The following is a 26,319-nucleotide window of genomic DNA, read 5'->3' on the forward strand; positions in this document are numbered from 1 at the left end:
GCCACGTTGTGAACCTGCGTCAGCTTAAGTATCTGGTCAAGATCGTAGAGGCCGGCAACATCACCCGGGCGGCTGAGCTCTTACATGTGGCCCAGCCCGCTCTGGGCATGCAAATACGACAGCTTGAGTCGGAGCTCGGCGTTGATCTACTCATACGCCACTCCAGAGGGGTAGAGCCCTCAGAGGCAGGCACGCTGCTGGTCGAACGGGCTCGTGAGATTCTCTCGCTGGTCGATGCCGTACAGCATGAAATATCCTCCCTGGCCGGGTCCTCGCGTGAATATCTGAACGTGGGGCTACCCACCAGCGTCATGGCGACGATGGGCCCCAGGCTCATTTTGGCAGCCAAGCAACGTATCCCCGAATTAACCATCAGCTTTACCGAAGATCTCAGTTATGCCTTGGCTGATATGGTCGCCAAGGCAGAATTAGATCTTGCGCTGGTCTATCAAGACGAAGAGAAACAACAACCCACCGACACTTTGCTGTTGTGCGAAGAGTTATTGTTTGTCGTAGCACCCGACCAAGCCCCTCAGCAAACACAACTCAGCCTGGCTGATGTGTTGGGGTGGCCGCTGATCCTTACCGGCCCCCGAGACTCTGTGCGCCGCCTGCTAGAGAGTGCCGCCCAGCGTTTGGAAACCCCCCTGGAGATGGCGTTCGAGGTGCAGTCTCTGGCTGCCATCAAACACTTGGTGGCACAAGGATTAGGGGCTGCCATTCTTCCCCTTGCCGTGATGCAAGACGAAGTCGAGGCAGGCAAGTTGGCTACCCGCCGAGTCGTGCATCCGCGCTTGACCCGCAACCTGCATTGGGTCAAGGCAGCGGGCAGGCCGGAGCGCAAACAGGAGTCGGCTTTCATCGACCTACTGAAAGAGATGTTGGCTGCTGATGACGCTGACGACCCACACGGCGACCGCCAAAGGCGGTCGACCCAAGTCAGGGCTCAAGATTGACGTTGACGTTTTTAATCTGCGTATTGTCCAGAAGCTCATCCAGCGATTCGTCCCGCCCTATCCCGGATTGCTTGTAGCCCCCAAAGGGAGCCCCAGGAAAGTGTTTACTGGACCGGTTGATCCAGATGTAGCCGGCTTCTATCCGCCCCGCTGCACGATGCGCCTGGATCAAATCGCTCGTCCAGATCGACGCCGTCAACCCCACATCTAACTCATTCACTGCCTCGAACATAGCATCTTCATTTTGCCAACGCATGATGGCCATGACCGGGCCAAAGATTTCCTGCCGGGCAATCTGCATGTCGGGCGTCACTTCGCTGAAAACCGTGGGCTCGATGAAGTAACCTTGCGCAAGCTCTGGATTTTGGGGTCTTTTGCCACCCGTAAGCAGCCGCGCGCCTTGCTCTACGCCCGAGTTGATGTAGCTGACAACTCGATCGAACTGGGCTTGGCTGACGAGACAACCCATCTGCGTATCCGGATGCGTGGGAATGCCAGGTTGAATACGACGGGCAGCCTCTACGATGCGCTCTACTACGGCATCATGGATGCTGGAGTGAAGAAACAAGCGACTGGTGGAGCCGCAGGACTGCCCTGCCCAAGCAAAGTTCATCCCTGCCACTGCTCCTTCAGCCACCTTGTCAATGTCGGCATCGGGATAAGCGATCAGTGCATTTTTGCCGCCCAACTCTAAGGTGACTCGCTTGAGCGTATCGGCGGCAGCACGAGCGATGGCCTTACCTGTTGGTACGGACCCTATCAAAGCGATTTTGGCGATGCCCGGATGGGTCGTCAGCGCCTCGCCGCATTCCCGGCCACCGGACAATACATTGAATACGCCCGGAGGAAACAAAGGCCCCAGCAATTCGGCCAGCCGTAAAGTGGATAACGGCGCTTGTTCAGGCGATTTAATGATAAGGCTGTTGCCGGCAGCCAGCACGGCTGCCGCCCCGCGCGCCGCAAACATGAAAGGGTGGTTATACGCATTGATACGGCACACCACCCCCAAAGGCTCGCGGACGGTATAGTTGAGCGACTCGTCCTCCATGGGCAACGTTTGCCCCTTGAGTTCGGCGATCAAGCCGGCAAAGTACTCCAGGCCGTGCGCCGCCATGCCAACGTCCAGTTTCAGCGCACGGAAAGGGTTGCCACAGTCGGCGGCATCAATGGCAGCAAGCTCATCACCGTGTTGGCGTACCAGTGCAGCTGCTTGTCGCAAACACGAGGCGCGCGCTAAAGGGCTAATCTTGCGCCAGGCTTGAAAACCCAGCCGAGCTTGCTGAACCGCAGCATCGACGTCGGCGCTCCCCGCCCAGGCCACTTTCCCCAAAGAAGTGCCGGTGGAAGGGCTGAATATTTCTTCCTCGGCAGCGTTTGCAGCGTCGTGCCACTCGCCGCCGTAGTAAAGCCCACGGTGTGCGGGCAAAGCATTTTGCAGGTAGATAGTTGGAGCATTCATCGGTGCGTGGCTCCCCCATCAACACTCAGGTTCTGCCCCGTAATGAAACCGGCACTTTCCGAGGCTAGGAACAGCGCGGCGCCCGTTAAGTCGTCGGGCCCTTGCGCTCGCGAAATACACTGCATGCCGATGATGGCCTTTTTTTGTTCGGGCGAGACAGTCTTGCGCTCAATCTCGGTGAATGTAGCGCCAGGCAAGATGCTGTTGACGGTAATGCCGTCGCTCCCCAGCTCGCGCGCCATGGCGCCCGCCATCGCAGCGATGGCCCCCTTGGAAGCAATGTAATGCAAATAGTTGGGGCGACCCATGGCAACGGCTGCCGAGCCGATATTGATGATTCTGCCCCACTGTTTGCGACGCATCGCCGGCAGCACAGCCCGGGAACATAAAAAAGGCCCTGTCACGTTAACGCGCAACACCGCTTCCCATTCAGCCAAGGGTATCTCGTCAAAAGGCCGCATTTCCAGCGTAGAAAAAATGGCGGCGTTATTGATCAGCACGTCGATGCGGCCAAAAGCGCTATCCACTTGCTCAACCATGGCTGCAACGGACGCCGCGTCGGCGACATCCGTGGCAATGGCTAGTGCCTGCCCTCCTGCCTGGATAATCTCCGCTGCGACATCTGTGGCGCTGTCCACGTTGCGTTCGGCTATGACGACAGTAGCCCCCTCATTGCCAAATGCAAGCGCAAACGATCGGCCTATGCCTTGGCCTGCGCCGGTAATGATTGCGACACGGTCGCGAAGCGCGTTTCCCTTCATTCCTGTCTCTCCTCTCGTTAGAAGTAAGGTTTACTGATCTTGTTCAAGCATGCGGTCCAGCACACGCTTGTAGCGCGTCGGGCCCGCATCAATGGATAACAGCACGGGCGCTAGCGCTTTGCGTGCTTGATCCATGCGGCGTTGCTGAGCTTCTATCACCGGCCCATCTTGCTGCGCAAAAGCAAAATTACGCAACTCGTAGATTTTGCGACGTATCTGTTCGTTGTGTTCGTCGCCTGTGGTCATGACATTCCATCTGACCGCGCTGAATCGATAGTGTGTCGTGCGCTCGGTTTCTGGTGTCAGCAAATGAATCGCTAAATAACCCGTACCGCTGGCTTTAGGCTGGCCGGTTTTACAGGTTCCGGTTTCCAGAAACAAGTTGCTGGGCGCGTACCAAGAAATCGTGGTGAAAGAGTCGCCGCGCTCATAGCCCTCGGGAGCAAGCATGGTGAACATGCTGGGTTGCGCGACGTCTTTGGCATATCGACTCACCGTCACCACCTCGCCCTGCGTTTCCACCTGCACGTCAGACTGGACGATACCTGGGCTACCCAGAATACCGTCATGTACATACACCACATGAGAAAGATCGAGCAGGTTGTTCACGATAAGCTCGTAATGGGCCTTGATGTTCAGATAGCCTGGGTCGGTGATATGCAAAGGATCCCCTTCGTCCAAACAGCTGTAATCGGGAATCAGTTGGGGGTCTGCCGGCTTGTTCCCCATCCATATCCAAATCAAAGAATGTTTTTCAACAACCTGAAACCCCGGCAGATGTGCTGCTGCCGGGATAGAACAGGGGGGATGCGGGTTATTGACGCACTTGCCATCGGGCCCGAACTCCAAACCGTGATAGGGACATTGAATCCTATCGCCCGCCACCAGCTTACCCATAGACAACGGTGCAAACCGATGAGAGCAACGATCCAGAATCGCAGCCGGGGCGCCGTCTTCTTTGCGGTAGAACACCACGGGCTCGTTAAGTATCGTCTGGGCTACGAGTTGGCCAACCGGTAGTTCACTAGCCCAAAGCCCGGCGTACCAGGCATTCCGCACAAAACGCTCGTTTCCCGCTACCGAATCAGTGGCTGGGGTAGCCAAGGCAGGTGCCGCACTCAGCGATGGATTCATGTCTTAAGTCTCCTTCCTTTCTTTAGTCTGTACGTGCTCGGTGGGTGCACACGCCATTACATGGCGCACTCTGACGCATAAATATCGGTGTGGCCTTTGGCAATCACGTCGACGTTCTTGTAAGTCAGCCCCCCTTTTCCGTCATCTACTGTTTGCAACAGATACCAGTTTTGAATAGGGAAGTGATTCGGGCCGAACTTAAAGTCGCCACGCACACTGTCAAAATCTGCTTTTCGCAACGCGTCGCGGAAATCATCTGCTTTACCGACGATGTCACCATCAACAGCCTTCAAGGCAGACGCAATCAATTTTGCCGTGTCATACGACTGCGCCGCCTGCGCCGTAGGAATGCGCTGATAAGTCTTGGTGAAGGAGTCGACAAACTGCTTATTAGGCTCGTTGTCTAAGTCATTGCTCCAAAGGCTACTCATGTAAAAACCTTTACCCGCCTGGCCCACCGCGGCCAACATACGCTCATCCATAGAGTAAATAGGCGTAATCATTTTTATTTTTTCGCTAAGGCCGGAGTTGGCAAATTGCTTGACCAGATTGATACCCGTGCCACCAGGGTGGAACTGGAACAGCGCATCAGGATTCAGTGTACGTATGCGAGCCAACTCGACCGAAAAATCGGATTGATCCAGCTTGGTATAAATTTCGCCGAGAATTTCGCCCTTGAAGGTTCTTTTGAATCCCGCAGCGGCGTCTCTGCCAGCCTGATAGCTGGGCACCATGATTACCGCTTTCTTGATACCCATGTCGTTGGCTGCCATACCCACGGTATCTGACATGGAGTCATTCTGAAAACCCGCGCCGAAAAAATTGGGATGACAGCCCTTACCCGCAAAGTTTGACGGCCCTGGGTTGTTGCTGACATACGTTCCGCCTGCACTGATGACGGAAGGCGCAACAGCCAACAGCACATTAGAGAAATTGATGCCGGTAAAAAGTTTGACGCCATCCTGCAGCATCTTGTCGGCTATCTGTTTACCGCTGGCGGGCTTAAGCGCATCGTCCTCTACCTGCACACTGACCGGAATACCGCCCAGTTTGCCGCCCTCCTCTTTCACGGCAAGCAAAAAACCATCTCGCTCATCCTCGCCGATATATCCTGCGGGTGTAGAGAGCGTCGTGATAAATCCTATTTTGACCGGCTGCTGCGCTTGCGCATAGCCCGCCAGCGACAAGGTGAGCGCAAGAACGCCATATCGCAGGCGTGCGGCTACCAGAGCATGCTTCATGAGAGTCTCCTTTGATTTAATTGTGCGTCACAGCAATTTTTGTTGCGGCGACGGCAGCGCTTTGCGCGCCGCTTATGATCTTTCTTTCACTTCATGTGACCATTGAGTTCGAGCACACGCATGTATTAAACGACGCGTCTATGCGCAGAACAAGGACGAAAATCATTGTGCTGAAGAAAGAAAAAAGTCTGGCTAGGGCCATTGCTTAAGACTTTGCCCCCGCTGGCTACAGGGGTATAGATAACCCGGCGGTCAAATACGCCGCATGTGATTGTCCCAGGAGACCTCAAACTGCAGGTTCTGGTGATTCGGTATGCGGGTTGCGGTGTAGACCGGCCCTTCGGATGGATTCTCTTCTAGGTGCCGCTCTGCAGGGTGGTACCAGGCCAGCACCCCGTGCCCGGAACTCAGCAGAAAGCCTGCCTTGCCATATTGGGCCACACCACATACATCAGGCATGTCCACCGCATCCCATAGCTGTCCGGTGGCGGCATCCCAGAACAGCACGTGCCCCCCTAGCGGGCTGGAAGTCGCCACCACATTGCCTTGCGCATTGGCAGTCACGGAGCCTACATAATTACGCATGGCGCGCAGCTGCGACGACGGACAGGAGAGTGGTTCCAGGCTTTGCCCACGAGCGTGACGCAGCACCAGAGGAGGTCGCCGGCCATCGGGATTGGCATATTGGCACCCTGCCCACACACGACCGGCCTCATCCAAAGCCAGATGACGAATGGACAACTGCCGCCACTCCTCGCTCAGGGTATGCAATGCTTGTAGTTTGCCGCTACGCCTATCCAGATAGGCCAGCGATGCCTGCATGGTAGAGGCGTTCAAGATGCTTTTGCCGTAGTCAGGATGCGTTTCCATGCCGCCATTGGCTACGCACAGGGTCTCACCGTCTGGCATCATCAGCACTTCGTGTGGCCCTATGCCCCCCGTTTCGAACTCGCCCACACGCTTATAGCCTTGGCCTGGGCGCGCGTCGTACACCCCCACTACGCCACGGGCGTGCTCATAATCATTCTCGGTGGCATACAAATAGTCGCCATCCGGTGCGAAGACGCCGTGCCCATAGAAATGGTGTCCCTGGGGTAGCGGCAAATGCTCGACTTCCAGGCGGCCCGAATCTGAGTCAAGCAGCTGAAAAGCCTTTGCGAAAAAACCAGGCTGGCGCCCGAATATCACCGCCCGGCCTTGGGCCGCATCAACCGCGAAACTGTGCCCCCGTTTGGGAAGGGGCACCGATGCACGCACTTCGCCCTGTGCGTCGCACCAGACACATTCATCTCGCCCCGCTCGGCGACGTGAGGTAAGGAAGGTTTCAGTCGCCATCAAGTGCGTTGAACCCCATGCCCACACCCAAAGCTGCCGCCAAGTCTTCGTCCACCATTCGGCGGGCGTTGTCGAGTTTCAATACCACCAGCGTCAGTTCGCGATATAGATCCGCATCTTCCGCCATACGCAGAACCTGTCCTTGGTGGCTTTGAAGAATCTCTGCGCTTTGACGCAGCTCTTGGTTCAGGCCGCGTGCCAACCAGTCAGGTTCAGGTTCAAACTTTGCTGCCTCGTGAAAGCCCGCCAGCCCCTGTGCCGCCTCGGCTATGGCGAACAGTGCCATGCCGCTACGCCAGAATGGCAAGCCTTTGGGCCTAGCTTTGTCTTGTTGCGCGCCTAGGGCCGTACGCAGCTTGACATCGGCCTCGAAACGCAGGCCCGTGGACAAAGCCTTGATCGCCTCGGCCAATACCTCGTGTTCGTTGCGATACACCTCATTGCGCTCGTCGGGAAACGCAAAATCCTTGGCATAGGCGCCTGTCGGCTGCCAAGCCTGCCAAAGCGCATCGGCCACTTGGGCTAGATTGGCGGCAACGGCCTGCGCATAGGCGCACGGTGCCTCATGCCCGGCGTTGGCGCCCTCCGCCAACAAAGCAGGCTCGCCAAACAATACGTATTCCAGCGCCGGCAAACCCTGTACTGCCACGCTATGCGTACGCAAGTCTTGCAGATCTTGCGTGCCTTGCAGCAAGGGCCGGATTTGCCGCAACATGACACCACGCGGGTCGGGCCAGAACAGCACGCGTTCGAAGCGGTTATCTTGCACCAAAGGGCCAAAGCGCAGAAAAGCAATACGTGACCAGGCCGCTACAAGCGCACGAAAATCCGTTTCCAGACGCTGCGCTTGCCAGCTTGAGGGGTCTTGGCACATTTGCTTGAGCGCCTGGCTCATGGCGTCAGCGCTACGCTTGAATTCGTGTACTGCCGGCGCAATATAGAAGCGATGAAGGCGCTCGCCCACACCCGCTTGCTGAGCGGCGTGACCAGGACGCACCCACGCTGCAGCAACAGCCAGGCCCAACGCTCCTCCCAAAAAGCCTCTACGTCCGGATTTCATAACAACATTTCCTATAAAGATTCCAGAAAGCGGATCAGATCAGCCCGCTCTTCAGGCGTCATGGCAACGACACGGTCACGCGCTGCCTGTGCTTCTCCGCCATGCCACAGCACAGCTTCAAGTAAGGTGCGTGCACGCCCGTCGTGCAACCAGGTTGCCGCCGGATTAACCGTTTTGGTCAGGCCTATGCCCCATAGCGGCGCCGTACGCCACTCGTTGCCCTTGGCTTGCCCTTCTACTTGCTCATCTGCCAGCCCCGGCCCCATATCGTGCAACAACAGGTCGGTGTAGGGCCAGATCAGCTGAAAGCGGTGTTCTTCTCTTTCGGCATCGCGACGCGTGACGTACTTGGGCACATGGCAAGCGATGCACTGAGACTCATAGAACAGTTTTTTACCTGCCAACACCTGGGCATCGTCTACGTCGCGCCGCTTGGGTAGCGCCAGGTTTTGCGAATAAATCGTGACGAAGTCCATGAGTCGCTCAGGCACTTCGTGTTCGCCCAGATGAGGCTGAGCCCCATGGGGCAGCTTAAGACAGTCCGGTTGGTTTTCCGTGCAGTCGCCATAATGGCTGGGGAAAAGCGGTGTGGACAAGCCCATGTCGCCAGAAAATGCAGCCGAAGACTGATGAAGCACATCGGGTCGACTCGCTTTCCAGTCGAAACGCCCTAATACGGTTTCACCCGTCGCCAGCGACTTCACCCAATGAGGTCGGCCTTTCACGCCGTCTGGCTTGTCTCGTTCGGCATGGGCGAGGATATCGTCTTCGTGAATAGCCTCTAGCAGACCTAGGCCTACCATGGGCGGCGCCAAGCGTGCCGACATGACGGTATCGGGATGCATGGGCCCATAACCAAGATTTTCTACCTGATAGTCGGGCTTGAGCAATACGACCGTTTCGCCGCCATTCAGTTCTACCGGCACTTCGGTGTAGGTAATACGTACTTGACCCTCTGCAGGCAAGCCAGGCACAGCAAAAGGTTGAAGTTGCGAACCATAGACCGGATCAGGCAACCACTCGGCGACTTCGCTGCCATCACCTATATCTTTACGAGCTGCCTGCACCTGGGCAGGTCGCGACAGCCGCATCAGCAAGGCCACACTATCGGTTTGTTCGGCGGTATCCAAGCCCGGCAAACTGCCCCGGCCATCTTTGACATGACAGGCCTGACAGGAGCGCGCGTTGAACAACGGCCCCAAACCATCGGAGGCCTGTGTGGAAGACGGTGACGACACCCAGTCTTTACGAAACAAACCATTGCCGACCAGAAACTCTTGTCGCCCTTCGAAGCTGAGATTAGCCGCCGGCTGCGAAAAAATATCGGCATTGATCAGTTTATCGACCGTCCCCGCGCCCCCCTGCATAGTCTCGAAAGACTCGGCTTTGGAAAAGTCTGTCGTTGCCTGGGTAATGGCTTGCACGCGCTGTCTGTCGGCCTCGCTGAGGTCGCCGCGCGGCGTCGCGCCGGACGCCGTCGCGGCCAGGGCGAGCATCACGCCCGCCACCAGCCGGATTTCCTGCATATTCAGATCCTGCCTATACGCTTACTGAAAAACCGCGTCGGGCTGATCCAGGCTGTCCGAGCCTTCCAGCTCTACCTGGCCCAGATCGAGCACAGCAATGACACGCTCCAGACTGCGGGTCTGATCGACCAAAGCGTCGATAGCCGCTTGCACAACGGCGTTACCTTCGGCATTGCCCTGGGCGATCATCTGGTCATAGGTTTCCAGGGCTTCAGCCCGTTCTTTCATTTTAGCCATGGCTGCATAGGTGGCTTGAAGCTTGGCCTTTACCTCTTCGTCCAGCTTGGCATCTTTAGCTTTGACCAGCTCGGACAAAGCCTCACCCTTCATGACTTCACCGTTGGTACGCTCGTACTGCCCCAGGTAGACATTCATAATGCCAACCTGGTTGTAGTAATGCGAGTTATGCGTGTTGTCGGAGAAGCAATCGTGTTCTTCTTCAGGATCGTGCAGCATCAAGCCCAGCTTCATGCGCTCGCCCGCCAGTTCGCCATACGACAAGCTACCCATACCGGTAAGCAATGCGATCAAGCCTTGGCGTGGGTCTTGCACCACCACGGCACGCGCGGCACCTTGGTCTTTCCAGTTGTCGACCATTTCTTCCAGGTCGGCGATCAGCAAACTGGTGGCGGATTTAAGAAATTGCGCGCGGCGATCGCAGTTGCCACCCGTACATTGCTTAGGGTCGAAGTCCGTGTGCGGCCGGTCGCCGGCATGACGCTCTTGAGGCGTACCGGTACGCCCCTCAGGGGCTGGGCCCGTGCCATTCAGATCTTGTCCCCAAAGCAGGAACTCGATGGCGTGGTAGCCAGTCGCGACATTGGCCTCATTGCCGTCAGCTTCGTGCAGCACTTCACGCAACAGGCGCGCATCGATATCGCTGGCATCTATGCGCTTACCGCCCAGCAACAGCTCTTTGTTGGCAATAACGTTGACAACGTAATATGCATTGGCATCCGACTCGGTGCCGTAGGATTCGTCTACGTAGTCGATCATCCCTTCGTCCAGCGGCCAGGCATTCACGCGGCCTTCCCAGTCGTCTACCACCGGATTTCCGAAACGCAGCACTTCGGTTTGCTGATAGGGAACACGGGCAGCCAGCCAGGCTTCGCGAGCGGCTTTAAGCGTTTCAGCTGAAGGTTGAGCCAATAAAGCGTCGATTTTTTCTTGAAGCACTTTGGCACCCGCCAATGCGTCTTCGTACTCGGCCAAAGCCATGTCGGCGTAATGATTCACTACCTTTTGAGGTTCGGCAGCCATGGCCGTACCTCCCGCTGTCCATGCCAGAACCGCGGCCAATACCAGCTTGCGCATAAATACTCCCTGCCTTACGTATGAAGTCTATGGTTTAAGCCAGCATTGTAAATGATTTGCATTAATACACTAGGGTTATTACCCAGGCGGCTAACAGCGCAGCGGCTAATAGCCAGGGGAGCACACGTGGTACGTAACTTAATAACAAGCCCACGCAAACTGCGGCAAGGCTGATTTCCATGGCCCAAAGGGTGAGCCCCATACTGGTGCCCTGCAAGCGTACCGTCGTCACCGCCGCCGTAATCAGTAACGCCCAGCCCACTGCACGCAACGCCCATACCCGCCAGGCTTGCAAGCGTGCCTTGCCCCAGATTTGTTCATGATGCCTTTCCATGGCCAAGCTCAGTGAGGCCATGCCGGCCACCCCCAGCAACATCGCACCCGCCGCGATCATGGCGTGGCCTCTTGAACCGCAGCTTGCACCACCGGCTTTGGCTTACGCACGGGATTGGCAGAAGGACGCAAATACCACGCTGCCCAGGCTGCCAATGCCGCAGTGGCTAGCAGTACGAGATCCACAGAGGCCAGCGTCCAGTGCCCGTTACCGAGTGTGGCCAGCAAATGGCTTTCTGCAAACTGGAAGTTGATAATGGGCAGCCCCGCATACAGAACGACAATGGCATACAGCTGCTCTTTCCATGCCTGTTTATGCTCGCGCAGCCAAGCATGAACGAGCGTTAAGGCCCAGACCAAAAAGAAACCTTTGATCTCCCATCCGGCTCGGTCGGCGAGTGATGCCGGCAACAGACGATTCAGCCAGAAATACGCCCCAATCGCCACGAAAATTCCGGCCAGCGCCGCCACATTCAAGCGCTCGACCAAGCGATGCCCCGCGTGGTACTGCCCCTTGCGCTTTTGCGGCAAGCGCTTGACCACCCACAGAATCATGCCGGTACCCACCATGGCGGTACCCATGACGCCAGCGATGAAAAACAGCCAGCGTAACCAAGCATCTGCGAAACGCAATCTGTGTAAAGCCGAGAACACGTTGTAGGTAGAAACGCCGGCTGCCGGTACGTCAGTGAGTATGGCCTCCTTCAACTCTCCTGTACCCGCATCAAATATCATGCGTTCACTTGCCGCATGGTTCAACAAGGTTTGCGCCCCTTTTTGACGCAGCTCAACCGTACCGCCGGCGCGTCCGGGCTGGGTCACACTGATGCTGGCAACGCCCAGCGGCCAAGCACGGTTTGCTGCTTCCAGCATCGGACCTATTGGGGCCATCGCTTGCGGCGCAGGCACGGCTTGTGCATCGGCACCCGCCGGGGCCTGAACCGGTGCGCGCCCACGCTCTGAGAAGAAAGCGCGCGTGTCACCGTTATAAGCGGCATCCATGCCCCAAGGCATCAACAAAAACATCAGCAGCAGCAAGCCGCTATAGGTAATCATGAAGTGAAAAGGTAGCGACAGAACAGCCAAGGCATTATGAGCATCCATCCACGAGCGCTGGCCCTTACGACGTCTGAACGTGAAGAAATCAATAAAGATTTTTTTATGAATGATGACGCCGCTCATAATGGCTACCAGCATGAACATGGTAGCCACGCCCACTATCCAACGCCCCCAGGTTCTATCCATGCCATACAGCTCGAAATGAAACCGGTACAGGAATTCGCCACCGGCTGTGGGTCGCCCAGCCAGCGGTTCCATGGTCGTTGCATCCAATGTCAGGCTTTTACCGCCGTTTCTAGCGACCCGCTCACCCTGCTCATACCAACGCGTACGCACGGTGGGATTGCGCTCGTCCGGCAGCGTAACCTGCCACGAGGCAGCATCGGGGGCCTCACGCCGCAAAGTTTGCAAGGCCTGCTCGGCGGCCTGCGGATGCGCTTGCGAGCCATGCAACTCGGGCTGCATCCAATAGGTGATCTCTTGGCGGAAATAACTAAGTGTGCCTGTAACGAAAACCGCGAACAGCAGCCAACCCAGCAACAGCCCGGACCAAGTATGCAGCCAGGAATTGGCCTGACGAAATCCTAAAGCTTTCATGCTCGACCTCCCCACATCAGCGCCGCGCTCAATACCGCAGCCGTTGCCACCCAGATACCCGCCATTCTGCCGACCCTGGCTGTGCTGTATGCCCATATCACCAAGATTGCGTAAATCAGGAAGGCCAACATAGTTGCCACCATGACTGCCTCAGCACGCGCCAAAGGGAGATAAAGACTCAGGCAGGCCGCCGACAAGGCAGACAATGCGTACCCCGCAAAAATCGCCAGAACCGTGCGCACCGCCACATCCCGACGTCCGGCACTCCACCAACTGCCGCGCTTGAGCATTTCCATACAAAACCAATAATAAGACCGAGAATGAAAACAAGTCGCAATAATTAGGTATTATTACGCGAAGCCGAAAGTCTGCCACGTCAAGCTGATAACAAGCTGACACACGCCACCTGCGAAACACAATGAAACTGCTAGTGATTGAAGATCATCCCAGCCTGCGCGCGCTGTTGGTAGAGCACCTGCAGCACCAGGGTTTTGCCGTCGACGCCGTCATGAGCGGCCAGGATGCGTTGGCCGCTCAGCGCACTACGCAATACGACGCCATGATTCTGGATTTGGGCCTACCCGACATGGATGGCCTGCGCGTTTTGGAGCAGCGCGCCTGCGGCCACCACGGCCCGCTACCCTGCATCGTTCTAACAGCACGAGATGCCGTAGAGAGCCGAATATCAAGCCTGAACGCCGGCGCTGACGACTACATGCTCAAGCCTTTCGACATACGCGAGCTTGAGGCCAGAGTACGTGCGGTACTAAGGCGCGCCTCGCGCTCAACGGCAACCCTGACTTGCGGCAACCTCCACTTCGAACCCCAATCGCGGCACGCGTGTGTGGACGGCAACATGCTGGATCTTTCCCGACGAGAAACCATGTTGCTGGAAGCCCTACTGCTCGCTTCCCCTCGAATTGTGGTCAAGGAGTTCCTGGAAGAGCAGCTTTATACCAGTAGCGAAAGCGTGACGCTGAATGCGATTGAAGCCCTGGTTTCGCGCTTGCGCCGAAAACTCTCTACCAGCGGCGCCCAAGCCAGCATTCATACTGTACGCGGCATAGGCTATCGCTTGGCACCCGTCAGCGCTCATGCTACGAATGACTAGGCGCAGTCTGGCGCGCCGCGTATTCCTGGCTTTACTGGTGGTCAGTCTACTAGGCTTTGGCAGCCTGCTTTGGCACTTGTACAACACGCGTGATGAATTACGGCACAGCACCTTGCTGCTTCAAGCCCTGGAAATCACCGAAGGTTTGAAAAGCGACAGCGACATGCATAGCCTGCCCCTTAGCTATGCAGGCGGGGAGCTGTACTACACCTTATACAACGCTCAAGGTGTGGCACTTTGGCACTCAGATAATCTGCCCCGCCCCTTGCGCATGCGGGCGGGCACGCTGAACGACGCTCTACGCCCTATGCGCCTTAAGTCTTACAGAGGCCATGGCAAAGTCATTGGCGTACCGGTTCCGTTGGAGGGTGGAAGCACGCTGATCGTTTCCAAGCTAGACACGCTAGAGCGCAAGCTGATCGATGCCCTTCTACAAACCCGCCTGCTTCACGGCTTATTGGCGCTACCGCTGGTTCTGCTGTGTACTGCGCTCCTAATGTGGGGCTTGATGCGCTGGACGCTCAGGCCGGTGCGTGAAGCGGCTGCTTTGGCCGCCGGCATCAGCCCCGACACCCCCGATCGTCGTATTCCACTGAAGCGGCTACCCGCTGAAATTCAACCTCTGGCTCAAGCCGCCAATCAAGCACTCGACCGCCTGGGTCATGCCCTGGATACGCAAAAGCAGTTAGTGGCCGATGCAGCCCACGAATTACGCACGCCGCTGACAGTACTGGATTTGCGCCTTCAGAAAATGCAAAGCGAAGGAAAGGCGGACTGGCCCAGCATAGAGGGCGAGATGCGCCAATTGCGGCGACTGGTCGAGCAGCTACTGACCCTAGCCCGCCGAGACCACGCCGGCAACACCAGCCCCGCCACCGGCACGGTTTCATTGTCGCGCCTGACACGCGAAATCATTGCCTCTTTGATTCCGCTATTTGAGCAGCAGAGTCGCGAACTCTGTGCGGACATAGAGGACCGGATCTCTGTCGTAGCGGATGCTGACGCGCTACGCGACGCTATTCGCAACCTCATTGAAAACGCTTTGGTTCACGGCAAAGGCTCCGTTAGCGTCAAACTGCATCGCACGCCTGAATCAGACATTTTTCTGGACGTATGCGACGAGGGGCCTGGTGTGCCCGCTCATCAGCGCGAGCTGGTATTTCAGCGCTTCCATAAAGGCCGATCAGACGGCAATGGCTCGGGTTTGGGCTTGGCTATCGCTCGTCAAGCCTTGCAGCACGCCGGCGCACATATTCAATTCCTGGAGACGGCCTTTTGCACGGTACGTATCCGGTTTCCCGCCACGTCAGAAAACCGTCAGCCTAATCTGTCAATATAAAAATGAAACTTGTTTTCATTATCATTAATTAGACTATTGCTCATAGCCAGGGGCATCTGCCCCTCCTCCCACAGGATCACTTCCATGTCATCCCCGCTTCACTTTCCCGTGCAGGCAAGCAGCCTTGCGGTCAGCTGCGCGCTTGCCGGACTCTTGCCTTTTTCTGCCACGCTGGCTCAATCCTCTAACGCCCCTGTGTCACAACTGCAAAATGTCGTCGTCACAGCAGCCGGCTTTGAACAAGAGATTGCAGACGCCCCCGCTTCCATCTCCGTCATCACCCGCGAACAACTTGAAGGCAAGTTCTACCGCGACGTCACCGACGCGCTGCAAGACATTCCCGGCGTCAGCATCGAAGGCGGCGCCGGCGGCAAGATCGAATCGACGTCGGTCAACATCCGCGGCATGAGCGAAAGCTACGTGCTGTTCATGGTAGACGGCAAGCCGCTAGGCGCTTCCAGCGAAGCCTACTACAACGGCTTCGGCGGCGGCGCCCAGACCAGCTGGCTGCCCCCGCTTTCGTCCATCGAGCGCATCGAAGTCATCCGCGGCCCGATGTCCTCGCTGTATGGCTCCAGCGCCCTGGGTGGCGTGATCAACGTCATTACCAAGAAAGTACCCGCCAAATGGACGGGCAGCGTCACCGTCGACGGCATCATCCAGGGCAACTCGGACGCGGGCAACGCCTACCAGGGCCGCTATTACCTGAGCGGCCCGCTGATCGACGACCGCCTGGCCATGACGCTGTACGGCGCCAAGTACCGGCGCCTGGAAGATGACATCCAGGGCGGCTACGCCGGCAAGGACCGCATCGACAACACCGCCAAGTTCACGTGGAAGCTGAACGAGCAGCACAGTCTGGAACTGGAAGGCACCCACGGCCGCAACAAGAACGACCGCAGCCAGAAAAGCTCGACGGGCGATTCCATGATGCACAACAAGCGCACCGTCTACGGCCTGACGCACGACTGGCGCTGGGGCCGAGGCGCGGAAACCAAGACCTGGGCGATGCACGAGATGGTGGACATCGTCAACGGCGACGTCGAATCCGGCTACCGCGCCACCACCTTCAACACCAAGACCGTCGTGCCCTTCGATGCGCACATGCTGACGTTGGGCGCCGAATACAAGCAGGAAAAAACCATACACGACCAAGCTCGCTTCAAGGGCTCCATCGCCACCAATCTGGAGCGTTGGCAGGCAGCGCTGTTCGCCGAGAACGAATGGTCGGTGACGGACGATCTGACTCTGACCGGCGGCCTGCGCCTGGACAAGAACGAACACTACGGCACGCACTTAACGCCACGTGTGTATGGCGTTTACCGCCTGACCGACAACCTGAACCTGAAGGGCGGCGTCAGCGGCGGCTACAAGACGCCCTCGCTGAAGCAAGCCGACGACAACATCGTCGAACCCGCCGCGCGCGGCGCATCGTGGGACAAGGGCAACTCGGACCTGCAGCCGGAGAAAAGCACCAACTTCGAGTTCGGCTTTGCCTACGCCACGCCCGAAAGGCTGAGCTTCAGCGTGATGGCCTACTACACGCGGTTCAAGGACAAGATCGGCAAGGAGTACATCTGCAATACGCCTACCGGGCAGCCCGACGCCTGCGTCTACGCCAACAACCCGCCGCGCCGCAGCATCCAGCAATACGTGAACCTGGATTCGGCCACGCTGCGTGGTATTGAAGCCTCGTTCGGCATGCCGGTGACCGAAAAGCTAACGCTGAACACCAACTACACCCTTTCGGACAGCGAAATCAAAACGGGCACCAATGCCGGCAAGGCCTTGAACAATACGCCACGCCACATGTTCAACATCGGGTTGGACTACCAACTCAACAACGAACTGATGCTGTGGACCAAAGCCAAGGTCAAGAGCAAGAGCATAGATGGCGGTACCGACAATGTTCCTGGTTACACCATGGTGGACCTGGGTGCTTCGTACAAGTTCAGCAAGCACGTGCTCGGCTTTGCCGGCATTTACAACGCGCTGAACAAACAGATCGACTCTGCCGAATACGGCAAGCATCTGGATGGGCGTCGCTACTACGCAGGTCTGACGATAGAGTACTAAAAGATTAGTCAGCCGCTCAAAGCGCGGTGCTCTGGCGGCCGGTTCCGTTTCGACGGCCCGGCCGTTTTTCCTGGGCGAGGCGTCGGAAAGAATAGTGCTCCAAATCAATCCTTAAGAGGATACTGAATACAAATAAAGGGATACGCCCTATAATTCTCACAGCTTTCCCGACCGCTTTCCCCAATACTATGACAACACGAGCATTAACGCCGCCATCGCTGAAAATCGGCCAGCAGCATTCCCCCTTGTTTGCCGTCATCCGCGACACCCTGCGCACACGTATCCTCAACGGCGAATTCCAGCCGGGCGAGCGTCTTATCGAAGACAAGCTCTCCACCGAAATGGCGGTCTCCCGCATTCCGGTACGCGAGGCCTTGCGCGCTCTGGCCGCCGAAGGCCTGGTCACCATCGAGCCCCGACGCGGCGCCTACGTCTCCGTCCTTTCCGACGAGGAGGCTTATGACATGGCCGAGGTGCGTGCTGCACTAGAGGCTCTCAATGCCAAGCTGGCTGCCGAAAAGCGCGATGCCAACACCATAGAAATGCTTAAACGCATTATCGATGAAGGCATGCAAGCCGTTGCCGACAACGACAACCCACGCATGATGCAGATGAACGATCGCTTTCACGAAGCACTGGCCAGCATCGGTGGCAACGCTGTTTTAGCCGACATCATGCGTTCTTTACGTGACCGCACCGCTCTGCTGTTCGCGCCCAGCGGCACCCGGCGCATTCAGCAAAACTGGAAAGAGCACGCGGAAATCCTTAGCGCCGTCATCGCCGGGGATGCCGATCGCGCAAGCAAACTGGCGGGGCAACACGTGCGTAACACAGCCCACGCCTATACTGAAGCCAAGCAAGAACGTTAAGCTACCCATGTCTGGCTACCTTCCCCTCTCGCCACGCTCCCCAGACAGGCTGGGCGCCAGCCCCACTAGCGCCTAGCGCACCACTCATGAACCTGCATCCGGTTCAGTATTTCTCCTTTTTGGTGCCCCTAAGCTTGACCCTTCTGGGGCTTGCCTTACTGGCGTGTTGGCGCGTATTGCCCCAACAACGCTTTCTGCTTTGGCTGTCAGTGGGCTATGTTATTTCTTCGCTCACCCTTAGCTTTCAAAGCTTGCTCGACACGCCCCAGATGGCGCAGTGGTCTGCCATGGCGGGCATCCTTTATATGGGCAGTTTCTGGGCACTGGCGCATGGCATGGCTCTGCGCTGCGACGGTCGCGCCAGCCCCCTGCTTGCTGCAGCTATTTGCCTGATCACCCTGGCGACTCTTGTCTATTATTCATGGATAGAGGACGAGATCATAGTGCGGGCCACCGTGTTGAACCTGGCTCTGGGCTTGCTCCTGCTGCTTGCCATGCCCGCCATCTTTCGCAAGTCGGCGGGTGACGACACGCTGGAAAAGGTGCTGCGGATTTCGTACATCGTTCTGGCGGTGTATGCGCTGGCCCGCCCAGTGCTAGTCTTGACACTGATCCCTGACGCGGACATAGCTCATCTGACCCGCTCGCTGTATTGGGTCTTCATGCTTTCCGCAGCCCTTCTGTTCAGCATCTGGTTCTTGGTACTGCTGCTGGCCACGACCTTACGCGATATTCTGCGTGTGCTGCATGCAGAACGTGATCGCGATCCGCTCACCCAACTCTTGAACCGACGCGCTTTTTTTGAAGAAGCCGAACGCAGTTTGACCGATTCGCGTCAAGGCCCCTGGACGCTACTAAGTTGCGATATTGATCACTTTAAGCACGTCAATGACAACTGGGGCCATACGGCAGGCGATGCCGTGCTGCGACAATTCGGGCAGATGCTGCAAAAGCAGACTCGTAGCGGTGATATGGCCGCCCGCTTTGGTGGCGAGGAATTTACCATTCTACTGACGCATTCCGACTTAGAGGACGCTCAGCATGTGGCCGAACGCTTGCGTCAACAACTTGCTGCAACCCAGTTTCCGGAAATCGACACTCCTATTACTGCCAGCTTCGGCCTGACAGCCGTAACGTCGCCAACGGATATCTCGGACGCCATAGACCGCGCAGACGCCCTGCTTTATCAAGCTAAACGTGCGGGTCGGGACCGCGTCTATACGGAGTAAATAAGTAGCAAGTTTTCTTGCCTGCATACAACTGGAAAACCCTTTCACCTTATGCCTTAATAACATCACGGCAGCGTCATTCCTGCGTCATAAGGGCTGCATAGAATCCTGTGCTTTTGTGGCTCAAGGAGCACTTGGATGGAACGCAGGGAATTTAATAAACGTCTGGGCATGTTTGCCCTTATCACGGCAACCGGCACCACACTTGCCGCATGCGGTAGCGATAGCAGCGACAACAACACTACGCCGGAGCCGACCCCCACACCGACTCCCCTGTCCCCTTTACCCGAGAAACGCTTCCGCGATAATCGCCTCGTGCTTAGCGAGCCTATGTTGCAACACCCCACCGCAGATAGCGTGCGTGTGGTGTGGTTCACCGAGTTTCTGGGTGCCGCGCATAGTGTGCGCTTTGGGGAACAACTGGATCGCCAGGTAGAAGCCAGCACAACCAAGCTGAGCCGCATGTACGAAGATGCTTCGTCTTCGGTATCCGGTCGCATCTACGCGGGCGTTACCGAACGCGACATCTGGCGCCACGAAGCCCTTGTGACCGGCCTGCAAGCTGGTCAACGTATACGCTACGTGGCCATCAGCAGCGATGGCAGCGAAGACCTGCGCAGTGACGACTACACGCTGCAGCCTCTGCCGCAAGCCGGCCAACGCACTCGCCTGTTGCTGACCTCAGACTTGCAGTTGAAGAAGATGGCTGCCGCCAACTACGAACGCGTGGCAGAAACCTTGGCCCCCATTGATGGTGTGCTGTTTGCGGGCGACCTAGTGAACGTGCCCAATCGCGCTTCAGAATGGTTCGACAACGGTAAGCAAAACGAGCCGCCGTTCTTTGCCGCGCTGCAAGGCACGATGAATAAATGGCAAGACACCTCTACCTATACCGGCGGTGCCTTGCTACAGAACGCGTGGATTTTCCCCATTCTGGGCAACCACGAGTACTCTGGCCGCTGGCTGCCAGAACAGAACAATCTGAACGCGATCTTCAACGATCCGCAGCCCAAATGGCTGGCCGAAATTCAATACGAAAAACTGGCTGCCCAGGTGAACCCCAGCAACGATCCTAAGATCAAGGCTCAGTGGATACAGGACAACTCGTTTGAGACCATCTCTTACGAAGAAATCTTTACGCTGCCCGAAGGCCCGGAGGGCGAACGCTATTATGCCCAGCGCATAGGCGACGTGTTTCTGATCGCCATGGACGGCAACCGCATCTGGCGCGGTTGGGGCGCCAACACCAAAGGCAAGTTCAGCGAAGACGTCAATAGCGTCAATGACCTGTCGAAATGGGGGTTCGGCGACTTTCAGTTCTGGCCCTTTGCCAAAGGTTCGCGCCAATATGAATGGCTGCAAGAGGTGCTGGCCAGCGAAGCCTTCAAAACTGCCAAGTACAAAATCACCATGGTTCACCAGTCGGTGTTCGGCTTGGGCGACAACGCCACACCCGTCATGTCGCAAACCCAGGCTAGCTTTGAATACGAAGATAGCGCCGGTACTTTGCGCACCATGGGGCCCTTCGCTTTCCCGATTGCTGCAGAGACATGGCGCCAGCAGATTCAGCCGGTGATAGACGAAGGCCGCATGCGCTATGTGAAGTACGACTACCCGCTGAACCAAGATCTATGGAAAACAGATATTGAGCCGCTGCTGGTGGATGCCGGCGTACAACTGGTGCACGTGGGTCACTCGCACTTGTGGTGCCGCAGCCAAGTTGGCAATATGCACTACATCGAAACCTCCAACGTCGGTAATAGCTACGGCGGATACATTGAAGAGCTGACGCCCCGACGCAGTGCGGCCCCGACAACGGAGCAGACGGCCAACCTGACTTCTTTTAGCTGGAACCCCGACGACTACCCACGCGAAGGCGATCCGCATGACCGCCCCATGGCCATGCCTTCGCTACGTAACCCCATGGCAGAATTGGCTAACTCGCCCGCTGTGCCCTTCTTGGCCAGCAACGACATCACCGCCTATTCTGTGTTTGATTCTTCAACAGGCTTCGTAACCAGCTACGCCTTCGATACCCGCTACCCTGGCCGCGACCCGATCAAGTTCGACGAGTTCAAGCTGAGCTAAGCAAAGGGCTTTAAGCCCATGCTTCGGGGCGGCCAGCCGGCTGCCCCGGCCCAAGCAGCAGAAGTAAAGCCGACGCTACGCACAAGCAGATCATAGTCTCCCAACCCTCATATTGATGGGCCAGGCGATAACACGCCGCCTGTTTTCATCCCCACAAAGCAGACATCTCGTCGGCAAAGTTGCGAAGTAAGCTTTCACACCCTGCTTCCTGGGCATGACGAACCGCCGAGCACATCAACAAGTACCCCCAGAACTCAGAAAACCGCCATTCACGCCGAATTTCCCGAGCAGGCACCCGTACCTCCTCGAAAGGAAAATCTATCGTTGCATAAGCACTGTCGACCAGTGCTCTTTCCGGTAGCCAATACGGACCGATTTCATCTCGATAAAACGTCTGGAATCGCTTGTTAAGGTCGGGCTCTAGCTGAAGAACCCCATAGCTGATCAGCGCCGTCAGTTGACCATTCCCGCATCCCACATCGACGGCCAACTGTTTAGGTGCGACTAAGTCAGCAAGGTCAGCCGCCAGTTGGGGGGATACTCGGGACGGAAACGTGCATAGGCTCGCCCTCCCTGATCAAACCAATTGCGTGCAACACTATTTTATTCGTCATAGACACCATAGTTTACAGAGGATGCCGCTCGTCTGTGACACAACCGGCGTCCCTCGGGTTTTCAAGCAGGATGGAAAATATTCGGGGCGCTTTCGGCCAGTTTGAGCAACTCATCTACCGTTACACGCACTTTCGGTTGCAAATTCCGTGCCTTTTAGCTCAGGCGCGGTACTCCATTTCTCGTGGCGTATGCCAGCGCCGGGCTTGTGCGCTGATGGAAGTTTCCCGGTCTGGTTTGTATTACAGGCTGAGAATACCGATGAAGGACGAGCCATTGGTTTAGGCCATGCAACGCCTGTCAGGATAATACCCGCGTTTCGGGTCGCGCCGTATTCGCATTTTTCTAGGATGGGAAGGCATCCAGGTAGGCAAGGAGTGCTGCACTCGTCTGCAGTGTGTGGCAGGGCTGCAAGTGCCTGCCGACGAGCAGAAACAGTGTCTGGTGCTACGACTTCGTCTTCGACGCTTGCGCCAATGGTCAGACACTGAAGTGTCTGACAGTCGTCGATGAATACACGCGGGAATGCCTGGCCATAGACGTCGCTGGCAGCATCCGGGCCAAGCGCGTCATCGACGTACTCAGCCGCCCATGGTGCGCCAAGCTACCTGCGCAGCGATAACGTACTAAATGCAAGTGCCTGGTCAGCGAAGAGACAACAGCAATCCTGGCGCTGCTAAAAAGGCAGCACTACGGTTAAAAGAGCGTTAAACACCTTCCAGCAGATTCCGCTTCGATTGGGCAGGTCAGCTAACCATGGTAGAAACAAGATCCTGACGATATTCGCAGGTCTTCACTGTACTTAAAACAGCTTGAGGCCCAGCGGAAGGTCCGAGCATTATCTACGAGGTCAGTGATACGGCCCTGCCCGGGACAAATTTCACGTGAGTTGACCTAAATTCCACTTAGGTTGAATTTCGACACTCAGTGGCAATCGACATCAAAAAATGTAACAGCACCTCCCCCCCACTTGAACTCTGCGGTTTCATCCCTATAATTAGCACTCGATGGGGTTGAGTGCTAACAGCCTGCCCCACTACTTACGAACATCAATTGCCCATCTTCTTTCGAAACAGGAGTTGCTAAATGGCACTACGTCCCCTGCACGATCGCGTAATCGTCAAACGTCTGGACAACGAGCGCACGACCGCCTCGGGTATCGTCATCCCTGAAAGCGCCACCGAAAAACCCGATCAAGGCGAAATCATCGCTGTTGGTCCTGGCAAGCGCGCCGAAGACGGCAAGCTCGCCCCCCTGGACGTCAAGGTTGGCGACAAAGTGCTGTTCGGCAAATATGCCGGCCAGACCGTCAAAGTAGACGGCGAAGAAGTCCTCGTGATCCGCGAAGACGAAATTCTCGCCGTCGTCCTGTAAGACACTCGTCCACGAACTGAATAAGCAAGGAAATTACAATGGCAGCTAAACAAGTTATGTTCGGCGATGACGCACGCACGCGTATCGTCCGCGGCGTCAACACCCTGGCCAACGCCGTCAAGACCACCTTGGGCCCTAAAGGCCGTAACGTCGTGCTCGAGCGCTCCTTCGGCGCCCCCACGGTTACCAAAGACGGTGTTTCCGTCGCCAAGGAAATCGAACTGAAAGACAAGTTCGAGAACATCGGCGCCCAGTTGGTCAAGGAAGTCGCTTCCAAGACCTCCGACAACGCAGGTGACGGTACCACCACCGCAACAGTGCTGGCTCAAGCCATCGTCGAAGAAGGCCTGAAATACGTTGCCGCCGGCATTAACCCCATGGACCTCAAGCGTGGTATCGACAAAGCTGTCGCTACCGCCGTTTCCGAACTGAAGAAACTGTCCAAGCCTTGCACGACCAGCAAGGAAATCGCTCAAGTTGGCTCCATTTCCGCCAACAGCGATGCCTCCATCGGCCAGATCATCGCTGACGCGATGGACAAAGTCGGTAAAGAAGGCGTCATCACCGTCGAAGACGGCAAATCGCTCGACAACGAGCTGGACGTCGTCGAAGGTATGCAATTCGACCGCGGCTACCTGTCGCCCTACTTCATCAACAACCAAGACAAGCAAGTCGCTGTTCTGGACGAGCCTTTCGTTCTGATCTACGACAAGAAAGTCAGCAACATCCGCGACCTGCTGCCCGTTCTGGAACAAGTTGCCAAGTCCAGCCGTCCTCTGCTGATCATCGCTGAAGACGTCGAAGGCGAAGCACTGGCCACGCTGGTTGTGAACAACATCCGCGGCATCCTGAAGACCACCGCTGTCAAGGCTCCTGGCTTCGGCGACCGTCGTAAAGCCATGTTGGAAGACATCGCCATCCTCACCGGCGGCACCGTCATCTCCGAAGAAACCGGCCTGTCGCTCGAAAAAGCCACGCTGGAACAACTCGGCCAAGCCAAGCGCATCGAAGTGGGTAAAGAAAACACCACTATCATCGACGGCAACGGCGACAGCAAGTCCATCGAAGCCCGCGTCAAGCAAATCCGCGTCCAGATCGAAGAAGCTACTTCCGACTACGACCGTGAAAAACTGCAAGAGCGCGTTGCCAAGCTGGCTGGCGGTGTTGCGGTCATCCGCGTCGGTGCTGCTACCGAAGTCGAGATGAAAGAGAAGAAGGCCCGCGTTGAAGACGCGCTGCACGCCACGCGTGCTGCCGTTGAAGAAGGTATCGTTCCTGGCGGCGGCGTTGCTCTCATCCGTACTCGCGCTGCTGTTTCGCAAGTCAAGGGCGACAACATCGATCAAGACGCTGGTATCAAGCTGATCCTGCGTGCCATCGAAGCCCCCCTGCGCACCATCGTTGCTAACGCTGGTGACGAGCCTAGCGTCGTGGTCAACAACGTTGCCAACGGCAAGGACAACTACGGCTACAACGCTGCTACCGGCGAGTACGGCGACCTGGTCGAACAAGGCGTGCTGGATCCCACCAAGGTTACCCGCACCGCCCTGCAGAACGCAGCCTCCGTGGCAGCCCTGCTGCTGACGACCGAAGCCGCTGTGGCCGAAATCGTTGAAGACAAACCCGCTGCCGCCATGCCTGACATGAGCGGTATGGGTGGCATGGGCGGCATGGGCGGCTTCTAAGCCCACGCTCCCTTCCTGCCAGACCGGCACTGACGTAGCCCCCTTGCCTGCAAGGGGCTACCCTCAGCGCCGGTCTTACCGGAAAAACAAAAAAGCTCGACCCTGGTATTGCACCGAGGTCGAGCTTTTTGCTTTTGGCTCTTTTAATTGGCTGCGAAACTCGATGAGGTGAATGCGCCGGAAAAGGCCTCGTAAATAGCGCTGCGCAACCATTGGTTGGCCGCGTCTTCGTGATAGCGAGCATGCCAATGCTGCTTCAGCTGAAACTGAGGGGGAGCGATGGGCAAGGCTAGCATCTTGAGAAAGCCCAAACGCAAAAGCGACAGCGCACACGATTGCGGCACGGTAGCGATAAGGTCGGTATCAAGCAGCAGATGAGGGATGCTCATGAAATGCGGGATAACCAGCTTCACGTTGCGCTGCAGGCCGTGCCGTTCTACAAAGGCATCGAACATTTCGTGGCTACGCCCTTCGGCACGCACGACCAGATGCTCGCTTGCTTCAAACTGGGCCAGGCTGAGACCTTTGGCCAGCGGATGGTTGGTTCTCATCAAGCAAACGAATGAATCTTCGTATAGTTTCTGCTGGTAGAAATTGGCCTGAACGACGTCTGGGTAATAACCCACAGCCAGATCTACCTCGCCCGCTTCCAGTGCTTTACCGACATCAAGGTGTGACAAAGAAACTGTTCGGATGGAAGCCAACGGCGCCACGCGCCTTAAGTGCTCAACGAGCTTGGGCAAAAAGACGATCTCACCAATATCCGACATACACAACGTAAAGCTTCGCTGAGTTGTCAGGGGGTTGAAGGCCTCGTTGTGGAACACATCGTTGTCCAGTACATACAAAACTTGACGTATGGCTTCTGCCATCTTGTCGGCGCGTGGCGTGGGTTCCATGCCCTGTGTCGTACGTACAAAGAGCGGATCATTGACCTGAGCACGTAATTTATTCAAGGCAAAGCTTACGCTGGGCTGGCTGAGCCCCAACTGCACGCCAGTGTTTGTGACATGCCCCGTACGCATCATGGTGTCGAAGACACGTAGCGTAGTGATGTCTATAGATCCATTATTCATTTTTTAGATCAAAACAATAATTTTATTTGATTGCCAGATAGTATCGCCAAAATGCACACTGGCTGCACGTCATCGCCACTTTCCC

The 26,319-nt window shown here is 56.8% G+C and carries 22 protein-coding genes and 1 pseudogene; 10 read left to right on the plus strand and 13 right to left on the minus strand.

What is annotated here, in order from left to right:
• The first annotated feature begins 8 nt into the window (after positions 1–8).
• On the plus strand, positions 9–956 hold the full coding sequence (locus H0484_RS06555) for a LysR family transcriptional regulator (protein ID WP_226953750.1): 948 nt from the start codon (positions 9–11) through the stop codon (positions 954–956).
• Here H0484_RS06555 and H0484_RS06560 read toward each other — a convergent pair.
• From H0484_RS06560 to H0484_RS06610, 11 genes are all read right to left on the minus strand, one after another.
• Positions 940–2,415 carry an aldehyde dehydrogenase family protein gene (locus H0484_RS06560; protein ID WP_226953751.1) on the minus strand — a complete coding sequence of 492 codons (1,476 nt, stop codon included), beginning with the start codon at positions 2,413–2,415 and terminating at the stop codon, positions 940–942. The two genes, H0484_RS06555 and H0484_RS06560, sit on opposite strands and share 17 nt — an antisense overlap.
• Positions 2,412–3,176: an SDR family NAD(P)-dependent oxidoreductase gene (locus tag H0484_RS06565; protein WP_226953752.1), complete on the minus strand. Its 765-nt coding sequence runs from the start codon at positions 3,174–3,176 to the stop codon at positions 2,412–2,414. Before H0484_RS06565 ends, H0484_RS06560 begins: the two co-directional genes overlap by 4 nt.
• 30 nt (positions 3,177–3,206) lie before the next feature.
• Positions 3,207–4,310: an aromatic ring-hydroxylating dioxygenase subunit alpha gene (locus H0484_RS06570; RefSeq protein WP_226953753.1), complete on the minus strand. Its 1,104-nt coding sequence runs from the start codon at positions 4,308–4,310 to the stop codon at positions 3,207–3,209.
• 56 nt (positions 4,311–4,366) lie between these two features.
• Positions 4,367–5,551, minus strand: a complete 1,185-nt coding sequence (locus tag H0484_RS06575; protein WP_226953754.1) for an ABC transporter substrate-binding protein — start codon at positions 5,549–5,551, stop codon at positions 4,367–4,369.
• A gap of 252 nt (positions 5,552–5,803) precedes the next feature.
• A complete protein-coding gene (locus H0484_RS06580) occupies positions 5,804–6,886 on the minus strand; it encodes a DUF1513 domain-containing protein (RefSeq protein ID WP_226953755.1) in 1,083 nt (360 codons plus the stop codon).
• Positions 6,876–7,946, minus strand: coding sequence for an imelysin family protein (locus H0484_RS06585; protein ID WP_226953756.1), 1,071 nt, complete (start codon positions 7,944–7,946; stop codon positions 6,876–6,878). The genes H0484_RS06580 and H0484_RS06585 overlap by 11 nt, the downstream gene beginning before the upstream one ends.
• Before the next feature lie 11 nt (positions 7,947–7,957).
• Positions 7,958–9,472 (minus strand): di-heme oxidoreductase family protein, encoded by a 1,515-nt coding sequence (locus H0484_RS06590; protein WP_390624819.1) that lies wholly within the window; start codon positions 9,470–9,472, stop codon positions 7,958–7,960.
• 21 nt (positions 9,473–9,493) lie between these two features.
• Positions 9,494–10,786, minus strand: coding sequence for an imelysin family protein (locus tag H0484_RS06595; protein WP_226953757.1), 1,293 nt, complete (start codon positions 10,784–10,786; stop codon positions 9,494–9,496).
• 61 nt (positions 10,787–10,847) lie between these two features.
• On the minus strand, positions 10,848–11,180 hold the full coding sequence (locus H0484_RS06600; RefSeq protein WP_226953758.1) for a DUF3325 domain-containing protein: 333 nt from the start codon (positions 11,178–11,180) through the stop codon (positions 10,848–10,850).
• Entirely contained in the window at positions 11,177–12,775 is a 1,599-nt protein-coding gene (locus H0484_RS06605) for a PepSY-associated TM helix domain-containing protein (RefSeq protein ID WP_226953759.1), read from the minus strand. The genes H0484_RS06600 and H0484_RS06605 overlap by 4 nt, the downstream gene beginning before the upstream one ends.
• The gene (locus tag H0484_RS06610; RefSeq protein ID WP_226953760.1) at positions 12,772–13,071 is read right to left on the minus strand and encodes an iron transporter; all 300 of its coding nucleotides are present in this window, start codon (positions 13,069–13,071) and stop codon (positions 12,772–12,774) included. Before H0484_RS06610 ends, H0484_RS06605 begins: the two co-directional genes overlap by 4 nt.
• 122 nt (positions 13,072–13,193) lie before the next feature.
• On the opposite strand from H0484_RS06610, the gene H0484_RS06615 reads away from it, so the two are divergent.
• From H0484_RS06615 to H0484_RS06640, 6 genes are all read left to right on the plus strand, one after another.
• Positions 13,194–13,886 carry a response regulator transcription factor gene (locus tag H0484_RS06615; protein WP_226953761.1) on the plus strand — a complete coding sequence of 231 codons (693 nt, stop codon included), beginning with the start codon at positions 13,194–13,196 and terminating at the stop codon, positions 13,884–13,886.
• Complete coding sequence (locus H0484_RS06620; protein WP_226953762.1) at positions 13,870–15,225, plus strand: sensor histidine kinase; 1,356 nt, start codon at positions 13,870–13,872, stop codon at positions 15,223–15,225. Before H0484_RS06615 ends, H0484_RS06620 begins: the two co-directional genes overlap by 17 nt.
• 84 nt (positions 15,226–15,309) lie before the next feature.
• Positions 15,310–17,301, plus strand: coding sequence for a TonB-dependent receptor domain-containing protein (locus tag H0484_RS06625; protein WP_226953763.1), 1,992 nt, complete (start codon positions 15,310–15,312; stop codon positions 17,299–17,301).
• 188 nt (positions 17,302–17,489) lie between these two features.
• Complete coding sequence (locus H0484_RS06630; protein WP_226953764.1) at positions 17,490–18,170, plus strand: GntR family transcriptional regulator; 681 nt, start codon at positions 17,490–17,492, stop codon at positions 18,168–18,170.
• An 86-nt stretch (positions 18,171–18,256) separates the two neighbouring features.
• On the plus strand, positions 18,257–19,399 hold the full coding sequence (locus H0484_RS06635) for a GGDEF domain-containing protein (protein WP_226953765.1): 1,143 nt from the start codon (positions 18,257–18,259) through the stop codon (positions 19,397–19,399).
• Between the two features lie 138 nt (positions 19,400–19,537).
• Complete coding sequence (locus H0484_RS06640) at positions 19,538–21,487, plus strand: fibronectin type III domain-containing protein (protein ID WP_226953766.1); 1,950 nt, start codon at positions 19,538–19,540, stop codon at positions 21,485–21,487.
• A 145-nt stretch (positions 21,488–21,632) separates the two neighbouring features.
• On the opposite strand, the gene H0484_RS06645 is transcribed toward H0484_RS06640, so the two are convergent.
• Positions 21,633–21,965 (minus strand): hypothetical protein, encoded by a 333-nt coding sequence (locus H0484_RS06645; RefSeq protein WP_226953767.1) that lies wholly within the window; start codon positions 21,963–21,965, stop codon positions 21,633–21,635.
• A gap of 281 nt (positions 21,966–22,246) precedes the next feature.
• On the opposite strand from H0484_RS06645, the pseudogene H0484_RS06650 reads away from it, so the two are divergent.
• From H0484_RS06650 to groL, 3 genes and pseudogenes are all read left to right on the plus strand, one after another.
• Positions 22,247–22,722, plus strand: a pseudogene (locus tag H0484_RS06650) (DDE-type integrase/transposase/recombinase); the annotation flags it as partial.
• A gap of 463 nt (positions 22,723–23,185) precedes the next feature.
• Entirely contained in the window at positions 23,186–23,473 is a 288-nt protein-coding gene (locus tag H0484_RS06655; protein ID WP_226953768.1) for a co-chaperone GroES, read from the plus strand.
• A gap of 38 nt (positions 23,474–23,511) precedes the next feature.
• Positions 23,512–25,158 (plus strand): chaperonin GroEL, encoded by a 1,647-nt coding sequence (gene groL / locus H0484_RS06660; RefSeq protein WP_226953769.1) that lies wholly within the window; start codon positions 23,512–23,514, stop codon positions 25,156–25,158.
• Positions 25,159–25,301: 143 nt separating this feature from the next.
• On the opposite strand, the gene H0484_RS06665 is transcribed toward groL, so the two are convergent.
• Entirely contained in the window at positions 25,302–26,234 is a 933-nt protein-coding gene (locus H0484_RS06665) for a LysR family transcriptional regulator (RefSeq protein ID WP_226953770.1), read from the minus strand.
• Positions 26,235–26,319 lie beyond the last annotated feature (85 nt).

The organism is Mesopusillimonas faecipullorum, assembly GCF_020539505.1.
Classification (GTDB): Bacteria; Pseudomonadota; Gammaproteobacteria; order Burkholderiales; family Burkholderiaceae_B; genus Mesopusillimonas; species Mesopusillimonas faecipullorum.